Raw genomic sequence first — 14,552 nt, 5'->3', positions numbered from 1 at the left:
TTAAGTCAACCAGAATAAGCCTGTGGAAAGCTCGCTCCCATTCAGTCGTCCTATTGATACTATATCTGTCTCTTAGAAATCGTCCAAGTAGTCCCTCCGTTGTTCCATTTTCTCTACCTCTGAACGCGAATCATAGTGCATCGAGAGTACTGTTTCTGAGACGTTCGCACGATCCCCGACCGCCTTCATCGGCCATCCTTCCTGAAGCGCGTGAGTGATACCTCCCCTGCGTAGTGCGTGGGGGCTCTCCACAGACGGGCATCCAGAAGCTCCATCGTACGCTGTTGCTTCACACTGTTCGATCTCACGACCATGAGGACACTCCCCAGTCACGACACAGGGCCTCGTGAACCGATAGCAGTCACCGCGTAGCGTTGTCGTATGAGCACGCCCCTGGGATGTCGCAATTAACGGTTCCCGACCGTGCTCGTCAGTCACCGACGGTCGAGTATGCTCCAACCAATCATCCAGCAGCTCACAGACGTGATCTGAAAGGGCGACGAAACGTTCCCCTTTCCCCTGATTCTTCAGCGTCGTTCCCGTGCCGGGACGGTGGACCACCTCCAACGACTGCTTGGCAGGGTCGTAATCAGCACAGTCCAGTGCATGGATTTCACCCACCCGCATCATCGTATGCCACATCAGCGTGAGAACGATGTGTGGCCGCGACGCGTATTCGTACTTCTCCAAGTAGTTCAGTATCCGGTCTGCCCGTTCGGAACCCAGCATCTCATCGCGGATGTTGTCGTCGCCGGTCAGATTCGGTGACAGAACCTTCGTGTGCAGATCCTGTTCGACGCCGTCAATCGACTCCAGCCACTTGATGAACACTCGCAGTGTATCCATCTGGGTCTTTTCAGTCGCTGGTGAGAGGTCACCCTCCATTCGCCGCCAGATTCTGAACTCGTGAAGCTGGCGTCCAGACAGCTCGTTCAGATTTGTGATCCCTTCGTCGTCGCACCACCGGATGAAGTGACCCAGTCGTGAACGATGGGAGTAGATGGTTGCTTGGGTGACGCTGTTTTCGCGGTCAGCGATGTACAGTTCGAGTGAGCGGTCGGGTTCGATGGGTTCGAGATTCATTGGTTGTTTCCACGCGAACCCCCGCTGGAACCACTGTTTTCAGCCCCTCGAATTCGGACGCCTCACACCTCAAAGGACGATTCGTTCGATAGTCGAACCGGAGCCTGCAGGGCCCATCCAGAATCTGATTGATTATGAGCCAATGGAATCGGCAGCCAGTAGCCCTGAAACCCTAATTTTAATCGATCGTCAGGATTTTCCGGTTCCGTCTGCTGTTGGAGTTCAACCATACGTTACACGCGGGTTACCGCCTTCCCGGCTTCTACGATATATGATGCGTGCATCAGACAAAATCTATCACCCGTTGCGCGCATTGTAGGCCTCGGCGTTTTCTCTTGTAACAGTAGTTGTGAACGCGATTTCCCCTTTCAGAGTTATACCTCAAACTGGATCGCTGAATCGATAAGTAGATGTTCGTACTTACCGCTGAACATTCTACCAATTCCAATATCTGTTCGCGCTGCCGTGCAAGATACAGGGCGCGAATGTCGAACGAGATTCGGCTCGGTTTGCGAAGGTGGTGATCGCTCAGTACAGGACAATGATGGGACAAATATACCTAGTCAACACCCCACTCAGATCCCCACTCTGATTTCTTTTCATCGAACTGTGGCCCCTTCTTCACAATGTACTCATCCCTATCCCACTTCACTAATCCCTCCTCCTCTAGTTCTGAAAGGGAGTAGTGGCGCAGTTGAAGGCGGAGTGTTGCCACCTCTTCATCCGCGGACGGAGGCTCGTTGCGTGGCTCATGTTCAGTGGATTTGTTTTCATCCATAGGCTATTAGACTATGAATCCGAACACGAATTAACTCTTGAGTATTTTACAAAATCCTGTTGTTTTGATTAACTGAGTGATGGCTGAGATACGTTCAATTCGCACGTTTAGTGAACAGACTATTCATCCTCGATAGTCCTGAAATAAACCAGCTTGTGAACAGTTCTATGACACCCTGTTGGGGCAACAAGTGCGTTCTTCCCCAATAATTTTACATTTGGGTCCACACGACACTGTCTAGTTTAGCACCTCCGCTGGCATCTGTCCGTTGAGTGACTGGTGCGGTCGCTGTGTGTTGTAGTAGTGTACAAATTGTTCAAGCCATTCTCTGACGGTCGCCCGACTGCCCACCCACGAAGTATGGAAGCGGTCGATCCGCATTTTGAGCGTGTGAAACCACTTTTCGATGTGGTTTCGATCGACATAGTCGAGGTGACCGCTCAATCCCAATCGAGAGAGGGCAGTCAGATAGCCAGCACCACCGACGAGAAACTCAGCGTCGGAGAGATCGTGTTTCTCGCTGAGTCCATGCAGAAACGCAGCAGCTGGATCGGTACCTCGCCGCCCAAAGAGCGCGACATCGAGAATGAGTTTCGTGTCGAGGTCTATTGCAGCGTACATCCAAGATCGGTCGCCGTTAATCCTGACAGCGGTTTCATCTACCGCGACCCGCGACGGCTTCGCCGTCGGCGGGTCTGGCACGCTGTCAGCTAGCCGATGCACCCAGTGCCAGATTGCTTGATGAGAGCGTTCAACGCCGAGTGAGCGAAGAATCGCTTGTGTCTCTCGGAGCGAACAACCAGTCGCGTGGAGCTGGACGGCGAACGCCCTGACGGGCGTCGCCGTCCGCTCACGCTCCCAACATTCATCAAATTCCGCCGCGTAGCTCTCGCTGAGCAGGTCTGCGAGCATTGATCCAAACTAACTCTACGACCTGCTCGTTCCTCAAACTGCGCTAACTAGACGGTGCCCACTAAGGTCAAAACTCAATTCTTCGAAATTCCTTTTCGTCTTGGAAATATCGGTTAGAGAGGCCGTGTTAGATATACCTCACTGATCAGCCTCTCAGAACTATCCACTATATGTATCGCTGATATCTGCTTCTTCTTTTGCCAATTTCTCTATACCTTCCTTGAGACCATATTCCAGAACAATCTCGCTAAGGTCAGTAAGCGTATAGTAGGAATACGGCTCTTCAGTCCCCGTATTCGGGTCTCGGCGGTTCCGAACGAGTGCAGAACGCTTGAGCTTCCGGAGGTAATAATGTAGCTCATTCCCCTCTCTATCAAGCATTTTGGAGAGTTCACTTTCGCTGAGGCGGTCTTCCTCGCTTAATGCAGTCAAGATCTTAAACGCGGGTTCAGAGGCTGCAACACTGTACATTTCCAAGTACTCTTCTAGCGTAAACAGACTGTCCTCTGGCAAATCGATATCTAGCTCAGGTCTCTCATCACCTCCTTCGTGATCGTTATCCCGCGTCTGAAGCGCACCTCCATCGGATCGAATTGAGAATCGGTCAGCCATTATTGGTCACGTATTCCGGTCTACCACCTACACTGGGTTAAATATTCTTACCCCAGTGGAAGTAGATCGATCCGACCGGGTTTAAGTCTCGAGAAATAGTAGAAAAAACAAGAATGCGAGAGCGACTCTTCGAGGCTCTAGACGAGAGCGAATATATCCAACACGATGCCAGCAAGTCCGATTTTCTCGTATATTTGATGGGGCCGTACAAATCATATCCACCATACGAATCTCCAACGCCGGAGGAAACTGATGTCGCGACGAGCCGCCCAACACTCAACGAGATCACCCGTCGGCTACAGCGTGGTGAACTAACGTTAGATCAAGACGAGGCGTTAGCACTACTGATCTCACTAAAGCGAGATCTGCGAGAGCAGAACGGAGTGAACGCGTTCCTCGCTACTGATCCGCAGATCCCGTTGGATGAGATGGACGCAGCGACACAAAGCATCGAGTATACGAAAGCGGCAACGGCGACTGTCTTCATCGCTCCTGCAATGGGTGACAATCTCGGCGTTGGGATCGAAATCGGGTCCGTATGCGAACATCTCGATCAACCGGAATTGCTGACGGACGTAGCGTTCTATGGAGAGGAAAACGTCGAGAGTGCGATGATCAAGGCCGTCTCTGAACGATGGCACGTTACGATCGACGATTTCAGAAGTTACGAAGACCTCTACAAAGCTATTCGAGCCCATCTGCGTGCTGTTGCGTGACAGCGTTATTCCCTCGTTTCATTTCATCGTTGCTACCGCACCATCGGTTAGTCCGGCTCTGTTGAAATCCTTTCGCGTTGACATTCAGAAGAGCCACTCTTCCCACCGAGTTCCGCAGATCCGATGCGAAACTAGCTTCTGAGCAAATCGCAAGACGACAAGAGGGTTTCAACAGAGCCGTTAGTCCGTAAAGAATATGAAGTAGATAGAACCAGCGGATATCGAAGCTCTCACCCGCTATAGCGCGCTGCAAATTACCAGAGTTTCTCGCTTCTATTGTACAGATCAGCTAATCTAGATACAACATCCTCAAGCGCGAGAAGCTCTTGCTCAACAGCATCAAGTGTCCAGAATCGGACCTCGTTGTGGAACATCTCTCCCGGCTCTTCCTGGGTCTTACGGCGAACAGCGCCGAGATTGCGTAAACAGGTCAAATTAGGGAGGACGACATTGACCCGTTTCACGTTGACTCCTTCGTACTTATCGATCGTCCTCGTTATCTTCTTGTGGTCAGTCTCGTAGAGCGTCTCGACTTCATAGACCTCTCTAGAGGGCTCGTGGTAGATATCCGGTCTAGGGTTTCCACCGCCTCGAAGTTCGGTTTCAGTCGGGATTCGTTCTTTGAGATCGATTCTGGACTCCTCTTGAACGGCGACCCCATCCCGTTTCAGGAGTGCTTCGACAGTGAAGCACTTGATCCAATAATGGAGACGGGATTCTTCTCCCTCATCGCGAGCGGTGATCTCCTCGAGCGCACCGGACGGTTGAATCGCCTTCCTGAATTCGTCTTCACCGCTATGGAAGAGTCGATCTAGCTTCTGGGAGTCGGACTCGAGGGAGACGTTACCCCATGCTAACCGCACTAATTCCCGCTTCACGTCTTCCGGAAGCGGTCGCGGCCGTACCGACAGTATCTGGGTCGTTTCCCTCACGTCATCGGTCGACCGGAGATAATCGTGGAGAGCGGGCGCGTACTGTTCATTGGCGAAGAGCAAGAGATATCCGAGTGTTTCCGAGAAGAATTCGTCTATACGAGAGGTGAGTTTCGAGAGATCGAATTCCCCTTCCCGAAGTGACGTTCGAATTTCGTCGCCGTTGATTTCGGAAACGAAATCGAAGTACTCCTCGCTCGAGGCATCGTCGTACGAGACGATTCGGTTCTGTACGCGAGTATTCTCGAGTGCCTCACCCTCGCTGTCCGCTAGCAACGAGGCGAGGGGCTTGCCACCGTTGAGTTGACGGAACTGCTCTCGGCAGAGCGTCTCGAGAGTTTGCTTGTACTCCTCGTCCGGCGTCTTGGCCGCGACGATACACAGCGGATCGTACGAATCGAGCGCTCCGCCATCGATATCGAAAAGGAACTCGTCCAATTCGTGGAGCTGGTCCGGTGTAATGCCCTCCTGTTCCGTATCGGTTGCAGACGTGGTCGCCTGTGAGAGGTTGGAATCGCTCGCGTCAGTGGACGTCGACGCTCCCGAAGTCGATTCCTCGCTCGTCGTTTGCGTTGAACTCCGAGAATCCAATTCGCTCACCGGATCGTTGTCCTCGATCTCTGTAACGGAGAGTAGTGGCCGTGCTGGGAGTCCGATCTCTGGTTGTTCTATCGAGCAGTAGTCGACTGCGATCGGCTCCAATTTCGCGTTTTCCCAGATCCGCATCCGTGGTAGGTCGAGTTCGGTCACCTCGAAATAGGGACGAGACTCGATTGCAGCTGGTTCGAGTTGCCAGCCGTCTCGCTCGAGGGCGCGAATCGAGACCGGCGTGATTTCTCGAGACGAAACGCGGTCGGGCGATAGCTCGAACGGGACGGCTCGAGCGGTCCCCGGAGACTCAGACAGGAGTTTCCGACGGATCCGTTTCCTCGAGACGGAGACCGACGATTCTGGGACCGGCTCCGTTCGCACCTCCCGGTGATCAGATACAGGTTCCGCGTCTTCCGTCGGCCGTGTTCGGGGTGTATCGTTAGTCATTCCGGTCAGAGATTCTGATCGATGACGGCCGGATAGTTCATGACCGCATCAGCGAATTGGAACTGCTCGTTTCGATCCTCGAAGATCTCGAGTTCCGAAACTAGAAACCGCTTGATTTCCAGCAGACGACCGTGCTCGATCTCGGAGAGTTCCTCGACGCGATCGATCTCAAGTCGATACCCGTTCTGCTGATCACCGTATTTGAGCATCGTATCGAAGACGGTTCTGATCTCCTCACCGTAGTTCGGTTCGCTGACAGCCATCTTGATCCTGTGATCGAGCCACTCCTTTCGAGGGTTGGGGATCTCCTCGTCGAGGTACTCCTCGAGTGCTTGCCGACGGTTGTCATCGCCGAAGAACTCCATAACGTCGCCGACGATGCTTTCGATTTGATCTGCTGTGCCCTGATAGCTCGTGGATACCTCTTCCTCGTCGATTTGGAGACCGAAACCATTGTTGAGGAACTGTTGGGTCTCCATCTGCTCGAAGAGATCGGGATAGGCGTGGCGCATCTGGCGGCGCTCCTGGGGCAGTAACTGGACCATCTGGCTCACGTAGTTCCGCGTCGGCGCGAGCGCGTTCATCGCCTCGAACAGCTGTGCGAGGTTCTCCTTGAACTCCTCCTCGGAGAGTGGGGTATACTCGACGTCTTCCGGTCGTTCGGTTTCACTCATGTGGACTAGCCATCACAATCGGTGTTGATAACAGTTGTCAGATTAGGTACTAATATCAATATGTTGAAATCTACGGCCGATAGTGATGTTCTCAGAGCGTTTCGAGGGTCTCGAGGACGAACTGTTGGACCTGCAACACGCACTCACTTCTGCCAAAGCTCAGGGACAGTCGATAGCTCGAGAATCCGAACTTCGGGATCAGATAGCCGAGATCCGTCGTAAAATAGCTGAGCTATAGTAGACGTTAGAAGTAATTGCTCACGTTTGGCACAGAGACCTGATCAATAGCTGTATCGATCGCTGTTGTGAGGTCGTTGAGTGAATCAAAGAAACGATTGCTGAGTGCCGCTTGGAGCTGTCTCCAGCACTCCTCGACGGGATTGAACTCTGGCGAGTACGCCGGCAATGTCACGAAGGCGAGGTCGTCACGGGACGCTAGGTCCGTGACGGTCGACGCCCGAAAATACGGCGCTCCATCCAACACAATAATCAAGTCATCTTTGAACTCTTTACATAATGCGAGAATGAAATGCCTTGCGTGATCGGCGGTATCGTACTCTTCAAACCGAGCGAAAAAGCGATCACCGTTCTCGGTGATCGCGCCTAAGAGACACGTCCAGTCGCGTTGTCCGGACAGTTCAACAGACGGTCGCGTGCCGCGCGGAAACCACGCGGCACGCGGCTCACTTGGACGGATTTCTTGGTTTGATCGATACAGACTACTGTGGCGTCCATTTCCCGTCGCTTTTTTTGAGTTCTTCGCGGAACGCTTCTTGTTCCTCAGCCTCGGATTCGGCGGCTGTACGGCGTGGTTTTTGATAGCTCAATCCCGCTTCTTTGAGCAACCGCCGGCAACTCGGATAGGAGTACTCGATGCCGTAGGTTTCGTCGAGGTACTGCTGGACGAGCGCCGGCGCGTCGATCCCGACTTTCTCGGGAGGTTCGTGAACGGTTTGTTCGAACTCTTCTTGCTGTCTTTCTGAGAGCTTTCGTTTTCTCCCGGATCGATGAGCATCAGAAACGGCTTGCTCAAGCGGTTCGTCCGTATCGAGTCGCATGAGCCAACTGTAGATTGTTCTTCGACCAGTGTCGTGCCATTCTGCAAGTTCGGTCTGAGTCACGCCGTTCTTGTACGCAATCGCCGCTAACAACCGTTGTGTCGGCTTAGCTCCCTCAACCCTGGCAAGGGCGTCTTGGAGTTCTTCGACGGAGATCTCGTCGAGATGGTCCATTGTCTACAGCAACAATCTACGGGCGGAAAATTCTAGCGGTTACTATAGTTTACTGTTGGATACCTCTAATTCGACGTACGGTGACCTCGGCAAGTCGTCTAAAACCGACTGTGTCCGGCACGATATCGACAGCGACCCCATGCTTATCGACAGCATGTTCTGTCGGGGGTCCTATCGCGCCAACAATTGTCTCCTCCAGTCCTCGTTGTAGTGCAGTGACAGCGTCACGTTCAGTCGCGATCTGTACGAAGTACTCGACTGTCTTCGGCGATGTGAACAGTATGCCATTCAACTCACCGTTTATCGCCAGTGAAACTGACTTTCCGGCTGTCTCCGGTCGTTCCAAGCGATACAGATGCGTTTCTCTGACGACTGCACCCGCTGCTTCCAGTCCTTCAACCAGTACGTCGCTACCGTGTACACTTCGGGCGAGTTCGACAGTTTGACCCTCAACCTCGGCGGCTAACTCGTCGACGAGTCCTGTGGACGTGAACGTTGGTGGAACGACATCGACCGAATAGCCCCGATTGCGTAACGCGGTCTCAGTCTGATCTCCAACGGCACAAACGGTGGTTTCCCGTTGTTTCCATCCTGCTGTCGCAACTAGGTTGACGCCGGTCTCGCTCGTAAAGACACAGTAGTCCGCGTGCTGTGGGACCTGACCGGTCGGTTCGATTGTCAGCATTGGATCCGGAATCGGGGAAACATCGAGTGACTGGAGATACTCGACCGCTTCGACGATACGGTCATCGTCTGGTCGAAGGACAGCCACTGTCGGCTGGGACATACCTGACTGTTAGCCGATACTGAACTTGTGTGTGTCGAGAATCGTCGACCAAACTCGAATGATTAAAACCCATATCTTGCAAAGTACCGGTATGGACGACAATTCTCACGATCACGTTGTTCCTGGAAGTGACGAAGAGTTGGCGACGGCAGACGTGCAGGGCTACGATTTCCGTGGCGAATTCGATTTTCAGGAGATGCTGGAATCCTACGCGACGACGGGCTTTCAGGCAACGCAACTCGCAGAGGCCATCGACATCGCCGAGCAAATGCAAGACGCCGATGCCACGATCTATCTCACGTGTACGTCGAATATCATCTCATCGGGATTGCGTGAAGTCGTCGCCCACCTCGTTCGCGAAGGGTACGTCGACGTGCTTATAACGACTGCGGGATCGCTGGCAGAGGACGTCATCAAGACGGCGAAGCCGTTCAAAATGGGGGCGTGGGACGCGGACGAAGCCGCGCTCCGGGAACAGGGAATCAACCGTCTTGGAAATCTCTTCGTTCCCTCTGACCGCTACGTCTGGTTAGAGAAGTACTTGTACGACTTCTTCGATGAGTTCTTCGCTGAAGAAAAGGTTCGGACACCGACAGCGTTCGCCCGCGAGTTAGGGGAGACACTTGACGATCCAGATTCGGTTTTGAAGCAAGCGGCTGACAACGATGTTCCTGTGTACTGTCCAGCGTTGACAGACGCTGAAGTGGGGAACTTTCTCTATTACTACCGACAAGGGTACGACTCGGAGGTTGGCATCGAGATTCTTGACGACTACGACTCGCTCATCGAGGATGGGATGCTAGCCGATACGACAGGTCTGATTGCAGTCGGAGGGGGCGTACCGAAACACCACGCGATTATGACGAATCTGTTCCGTGGTGGAGCGGATTATGTCGTCTATATTTCGACCGGTATGGAAGGCGATGGGTCACTCTCTGGAGCGCCCCCGAACGAGGCAGTCTCGTGGGGGAAGATCAAAGACGATGAGCAGACAAATTACACGCAGGTTGAGGCAGAAGCAACGCTCGTCTTCCCACTGCTCGTGGCGGGCGCTTTCAGCGATTAACGATCCAGAACTATCTGTCTCTTAGCAGGAAATATCGGATCTGTTGAAACCCTCTTGTCGTCTTGCGATTTGCTCAGACGCTAGTTTCGCATCGGATCCGCGAAACTCGGTGGGAAGAGTGGCTCTTCTGAACGTCAACGCGAAAGTATTTCAACAGATCCAAAATATCATATTTGGATCTTGTGAAATAATTAGCGAGTTACAGGTTCAGTCGGTAGGTTGAGTAGATGCAGACCATCCCAAGGTCTCGGTTGCTCCGATTTGTCGAGGAAGCATTTCAGTTAACGCAACGTGCTGTAGCTCGCTACTCTTCGAAGTTCTCGAAACAACGCTATACGCTCCATCAGCACATCGTTTTCCTCTGTCTCAAGGTTCGGAAGAACACGATCTATCGTACACTCCTCGATGAATTCATTGAAATGCCCCGTATTCGGAACGCGATCAATCTCACTGAACTGCCAGCCCCATCAACACTGTGCAAAGCGTTCGATAGACTCGATATGGCTGTCTGGCGAGTGTTGCTCAATCTTTCTGTTTCACTGCTCCCGACCAACGGCGTTGCGGGGATTGATGCGTCGGGATTCGACCGCAGTCACGCCCCAAACACTACACGAAACGAGCCAAACTCACGATTCAGCAACTCAAGGTAACGCTGCTGGTCGATTCCAAAGTGAACGCAATCCCCAATCTACGGCCAACGGAGTCAATCAGAGACAGTCAACTCTGCTCTGTTGAATAGCGGTGCTTCTGTAGCAACTCTCGATCTACGTGGCCTTGTGAGCTGGTCTCCATAGTCCTTACAAAATCGGGATGGCCCGTTCTCCGCTCAGAGGGCGCTATTCAACACGGCAGTCAACTCAACGCTCAAGCAGAAATACGGCGCGTTTGTCCGTTCACGACGCTGTTGGAAGCAGTTCCGTGAACTCGCTCTTGCGTGTATCGTCCACAATCTTGACCAAGCAATCTAACGACTAGTACAGGTGAGGCACCCATTGGTGGATAGAGGAGAACCACTACTCGCTGGTTTCTAAAGTCACGTCTCAAAATATGTCGATAACAGAACCAAGCATAAGGCCGACTCCCAATGCGAGCGTTGAGTACAGGGCTTGTTTACTCCTAACGCGAAAAATACCAGAAATCATAATCCCAAGTGAGCAACCCAGCAGAAAGCCGTGAATCGCCCCCCATACACTTCTGACCCCATCAGATGGTACTACAACTTCAACGAGAACTATCCCCGCGACCCCGAGCAGAAATAGGATTCCATCTCGCCGTACGTTTCGCTCTTGCCGATCAATCATATGTCGTCTCTGGGAGAATACTTGGATAGTCTTTGCCATTTCGTTTTTCTAAGTTTGCATGTGTAGTGTGCAGTAGATTCACGTGAACATTTCTATAAAGAAGAGGATTTCAACAAAGCCTCGAATACCTAATATTCTTGCAACTGTCCCATAGCGGCGGGCTGAATTGAGATCCTCCCCGCTCTAAACAGTAGTTGCCGAATCAGATCGACAATTGGATCAAGACTAGTCGATTTGCTCGTTCGGTGAAAGGCTGGACAAGAATTGGAGACAATGATTGATAGAGAAAGAGGAAGGAACGCTGCTGGCAGCGGTGTTCCTGAGCGATGTCACTCATCAAAACGCGTTTTGACCGATCTGCTCGGTCGTCCCGAGCAGATCTTTACCCGTAGTCAGTGGACAGCACGAATGTACGGAAAATCTTCGTCGAGAGCGGTGGTTTCGTCGGAACTGGGCCGTCTGAGATCAATATATTTGCGAGAATCCAAAGGTTGTAGAGCGTCACCGCGAACAGAAAGTAGAACAGCCGCACCGAGAACGTCGGCGACGACGTTCTCGGAAGGAAGTCGCCGATCTGGCGATACGACGTTTCAATCCCCCAGCGGCGGCGGAACGCCGTCGCGTACGCTCTTGCTGAGCTAGCCTCAATGGCGAGATTCGTCACAAACCAGACGTACTCGTCTTCGCTTGATCGGTGGGGTACTGCAAACACCGTTACTGCGACTGTAGCAGTTGGTTTGCGCTTGCGTTGCATCAGATACTCATCGACGACCGTCTCAGCGCCGGCGCTGAGACGGTCTTTCATCCCCTTGCTCGGGCGTACACGAACGAGATAGTCTACCTCAAGACGTTCGAGTTCTGCGACGACGTGAACTTGGTAGAACCCTCTGTCGAGATAGACCTGTCTGATTGAGACGTACTCTCGTGCTGTTTCGATGAGGATGCGAACGGCTTCGCGCTTGGCGCGAAAGTCGTTCGCCTCCATCGGAAGGACAGCAAGCGTGAATCGCGTTCCTGGTGCAACGATACACAGCGTCGCAAAACAGTACGTCCGATTCGTTCCTTGATCAGGATAGGTGATCAGGACGTGTCAGCATCGGCTGAGCCGTAAAACCGCCATTCGTGAAGATCAATCGCAACATCGACACAGTCAGGCAAGAGCCGTTGCTTCCGGAGAATATCGAAAAGATCGTCGCGGACGCCATCGAACTGCTCGTCGATGGCGTCCGCGTGCAGCTTTCTGAGATAGTAGAGTAATGATTTTGCAAGCTGATTGCGAGCCGTCGACGTCACGCCGACGGCTCGCCGTGATCGAGTTGGCATGTTTTCCCACCGGTGTTAGCGAATTCTTGCTCGAAGGCGATACGAGAGAGGACTTTTTGGAAGTCCTCTCTCGTGTAGCTCCCACAGGGTTTGATGTCGAAACTGAGCGCTGGATAAACCAGAGTGGAAGCGGCGCGACAGACTTGTTTTGCTTCACCTGTTTCGACCATAGCCACCCTACCAGCAACGGCACAAATTAGCTTCGGCGTCTACTGTAAAGGGCGGGGCTTTCTCCTCGCACTTCCGTAATCTGTCGTCCGAATCCTTTTGATATTTCATAGCGTAGCTACTATCGAAGCTCGTCCCAGCCAGGGTCACGGGCTCGCGCTCACCCCTTTGGTTCGCGTTCGATGGTGACTCTGACAGCGTCGTCGATTTGCCGTTGCGTCGCGATTGCCCGCTTCACCTTGGTAGTCCAGGGCAGCGGGACTATCCGCGAGCAACTGATCTGTATCGTTTTTCGGCAGCGTAATGCTGAAACTCACCTTCTCCTGCTTCTCATCGTCGCCATCGGGCTCGTCGCCCATGCCTGTATCGTAGCCCGGACGGATCAATAATCTATGGTACTTCGAATCTCCTGCCTAATTCGAATCAATCTTCTTCTACCCGGGTGAACTCGACCTTAGACAATTATATAAGGCAATTATTATTACTTAAATTTAGTATCCATAATTATTATAGTATTCAAAGAGACAATTCGTTACTTCGTTGGAATCAGTCCATGGGATAATTTTTCACTTTTCACTTTTATGAACATACTGTTACATGTGTATGATTACTGGCTGATGGTGATTGTACCGCGATTTACAATTATATCATATCCAATATAGTTGAGCTGAATATAACTTGATTCAGCAAGGCGATCCAGTGCATCAGGATCAACGCTATCATATAGTGGTGGCAAGTCTAGGGGATCCTGTTCCTCCATTTCGGCCACTCTATTTACAATTTCAATGGCTGGACTAGGTCGTGTACTCGTAGTTGGATTCCCCATTAGGAACTCAATTTGACGCCCCTGGCTTATAATTGAATCGTGAATGAAAGTAGGAAATCATAAACCATTATGGTTAGTGGCGCTCGGTAAATCTATCTCCTGTCTTACCGTTCGTCGGATAGGTCACGGGGAGTGTATGCAAACTGTTCTATGACACGCTGTCATCTAGACAGTGCTCGGTACTCTAGTATTTCAAACGTCCACCATATGGAGTGGCGTAACATTTGCTTGTCGACTGGATATTACGAAATAGTATGTTAGCCTGTTGCACGTTCAAGATCAATTCGTCAGACATGGCAGCGTGAGACTGATCCAGTGCGAATCTGCCGAGTGATAATCAATTCGGTGAGAGAAGTCTCAGAAACGCTCGCTGAATCGGGTGTTTGAGTTAGTTTCCGATCACGAATAGAGCCGCCTGAGAGCGATGCCTCTCAGGCGGCGCGTGCTTCGACTCCGGTCTGGGGCCGTCAGATGAGGCGACTGGGAGAACGTACCAGTCCTGGTCTCCCCTGTCGTTTTGTGGTGAGTGACGTTGCGACCAGAGCGACTGCCGAAAGCACGACGTGAGTTTCCACGTTGTTCTCCTTGCGTGCGCGGACGCGATCGAGGCCGGTAAAGGACTTCAGCCGAGAGAATACTCGCTCGACACCTGCCCGCAGGTGTCGATGCATTCGTTCCTTGATCGCCTGGAAGATGTAGGTCTCTTCGACGCTGCCGACCTCGATGCCGTACTCTGAGAGTTGCTCTTGTGGTAACCGTTCGAGTGCGTCGTACGGACTGTCAATCTCGTCACCGTGGTTCTTGAACAACTCCTTGATCTCGTCGCGGATCGCCTTCAGTGGCGCTGAGCGTCGTGGATTGATCGCCGTCAGCAGCGGACAGTCGAGTTTCTCCTGGGTGAACTCTCGATTGCCTTGGCTGTCGAAGCCCGCATCAGCCAGTGCTGCCTGGATATTGTCGGTGTCGTACCGCTTATCGAACTCCTCGATGAGCGGTTCGAACGCCGCACAGTCGTTCCTGCTGCCGACCTCCATCGTGAGGGTGACCGGCAGCTCTGCGGCTACATCCACGACGATGTACACCTTGTACCCGTAGAACTTCCCC

Annotated in this window: 14 protein-coding genes and 2 pseudogenes; 3 read left to right on the top strand and 13 right to left on the bottom strand. The window is 52.4% G+C overall.

From position 1 onward, the window contains the following. Window positions 1-72 precede the first annotated feature (72 nt). The 4 genes from NATPE_RS08700 to NATPE_RS08685 all read right to left on the bottom strand — a co-directional run bounded on the left by NATPE_RS08700 (window position 73) and on the right by NATPE_RS08685 (window position 3,385). Window positions 73-1,083: a tyrosine-type recombinase/integrase gene (locus NATPE_RS08700; protein WP_006182272.1), complete on the bottom strand. Its 1,011-nt coding sequence runs from the start codon at window positions 1,081-1,083 to the stop codon at window positions 73-75. A 559-nt stretch (window positions 1,084-1,642) separates the two neighbouring features. Beyond that, window positions 1,643-1,861: a hypothetical protein gene (locus tag NATPE_RS08695; protein ID WP_049804929.1), complete on the bottom strand. Its 219-nt coding sequence runs from the start codon at window positions 1,859-1,861 to the stop codon at window positions 1,643-1,645. A 237-nt stretch (window positions 1,862-2,098) separates the two neighbouring features. Next, a complete protein-coding gene (locus tag NATPE_RS08690) occupies window positions 2,099-2,773 on the bottom strand; it encodes an IS6-like element ISNpe9 family transposase (RefSeq protein WP_006182271.1) in 675 nt (224 codons plus the stop codon). A 159-nt stretch (window positions 2,774-2,932) separates the two neighbouring features. Continuing rightward, the gene (locus NATPE_RS08685) at window positions 2,933-3,385 is read right to left on the bottom strand and encodes a helix-turn-helix domain-containing protein (RefSeq protein ID WP_015298928.1); all 453 of its coding nucleotides are present in this window, start codon (window positions 3,383-3,385) and stop codon (window positions 2,933-2,935) included. Window positions 3,386-3,498: 113 nt separating this feature from the next. On the opposite strand from NATPE_RS08685, the gene NATPE_RS08680 reads away from it, so the two are divergent. Continuing rightward, window positions 3,499-4,101: a DUF7509 family protein gene (locus NATPE_RS08680; protein ID WP_006182269.1), complete on the top strand. Its 603-nt coding sequence runs from the start codon at window positions 3,499-3,501 to the stop codon at window positions 4,099-4,101. A gap of 254 nt (window positions 4,102-4,355) precedes the next feature. Here the strand turns inward: NATPE_RS08680 and NATPE_RS08675 are convergent, their stop codons facing one another. The 4 genes and pseudogenes from NATPE_RS08675 to NATPE_RS21155 all read right to left on the bottom strand — a co-directional run bounded on the left by NATPE_RS08675 (window position 4,356) and on the right by NATPE_RS21155 (window position 8,764). Next, a complete protein-coding gene (locus NATPE_RS08675; protein ID WP_152422594.1) occupies window positions 4,356-5,783 on the bottom strand; it encodes a hypothetical protein in 1,428 nt (475 codons plus the stop codon). Between the two features lie 293 nt (window positions 5,784-6,076). Further along, entirely contained in the window at window positions 6,077-6,745 is a 669-nt protein-coding gene (locus tag NATPE_RS08670) for a hypothetical protein (protein WP_006182267.1), read from the bottom strand. A 244-nt stretch (window positions 6,746-6,989) separates the two neighbouring features. Continuing rightward, window positions 6,990-7,977: pseudogene (locus NATPE_RS21160) on the bottom strand (IS630 family transposase). Window positions 7,978-8,026: 49 nt separating this feature from the next. Continuing rightward, entirely contained in the window at window positions 8,027-8,764 is a 738-nt protein-coding gene (locus NATPE_RS21155; RefSeq protein WP_006182264.1) for a uroporphyrinogen-III synthase, read from the bottom strand. A 91-nt stretch (window positions 8,765-8,855) separates the two neighbouring features. Here NATPE_RS21155 and NATPE_RS08660 point away from each other — a divergent pair, with 91 nt between their 5' ends. Next, a complete protein-coding gene (locus NATPE_RS08660; protein WP_015298925.1) occupies window positions 8,856-9,830 on the top strand; it encodes a deoxyhypusine synthase in 975 nt (324 codons plus the stop codon). 227 nt (window positions 9,831-10,057) lie between these two features. Further along, a pseudogene (locus tag NATPE_RS23545) lies at window positions 10,058-10,798 on the top strand (IS5/IS1182 family transposase). Between the two features lie 715 nt (window positions 10,799-11,513). Here the strand turns inward: NATPE_RS23545 and NATPE_RS23540 are convergent. The 5 genes from NATPE_RS23540 to NATPE_RS22980 form a co-directional block, all read right to left on the bottom strand. Continuing rightward, complete coding sequence (locus NATPE_RS23540) at window positions 11,514-12,158, bottom strand: transposase (RefSeq protein WP_241432768.1); 645 nt, start codon at window positions 12,156-12,158, stop codon at window positions 11,514-11,516. 53 nt (window positions 12,159-12,211) lie between these two features. Further along, entirely contained in the window at window positions 12,212-12,454 is a 243-nt protein-coding gene (locus NATPE_RS23535) for a hypothetical protein (RefSeq protein WP_241432765.1), read from the bottom strand. 314 nt (window positions 12,455-12,768) lie between these two features. Beyond that, window positions 12,769-12,981, bottom strand: coding sequence for a hypothetical protein (locus NATPE_RS22165; RefSeq protein ID WP_015298924.1), 213 nt, complete (start codon window positions 12,979-12,981; stop codon window positions 12,769-12,771). Between the two features lie 248 nt (window positions 12,982-13,229). Next, the gene (locus tag NATPE_RS22675) at window positions 13,230-13,448 is read right to left on the bottom strand and encodes a HalOD1 output domain-containing protein (RefSeq protein ID WP_015298923.1); all 219 of its coding nucleotides are present in this window, start codon (window positions 13,446-13,448) and stop codon (window positions 13,230-13,232) included. Between the two features lie 467 nt (window positions 13,449-13,915). Next, on the bottom strand, window positions 13,916-14,518 hold the full coding sequence (locus NATPE_RS22980; protein WP_241432763.1) for a transposase: 603 nt from the start codon (window positions 14,516-14,518) through the stop codon (window positions 13,916-13,918). Window positions 14,519-14,552 lie beyond the last annotated feature (34 nt).

Origin of the sequence: Natrinema pellirubrum DSM 15624 (assembly GCF_000230735.2) — an archaeon.
Classification (GTDB): domain Archaea; phylum Halobacteriota; class Halobacteria; order Halobacteriales; family Natrialbaceae; genus Natrinema; species Natrinema pellirubrum.
This window is presented reverse-complemented; position numbering and strand designations above follow the sequence as displayed.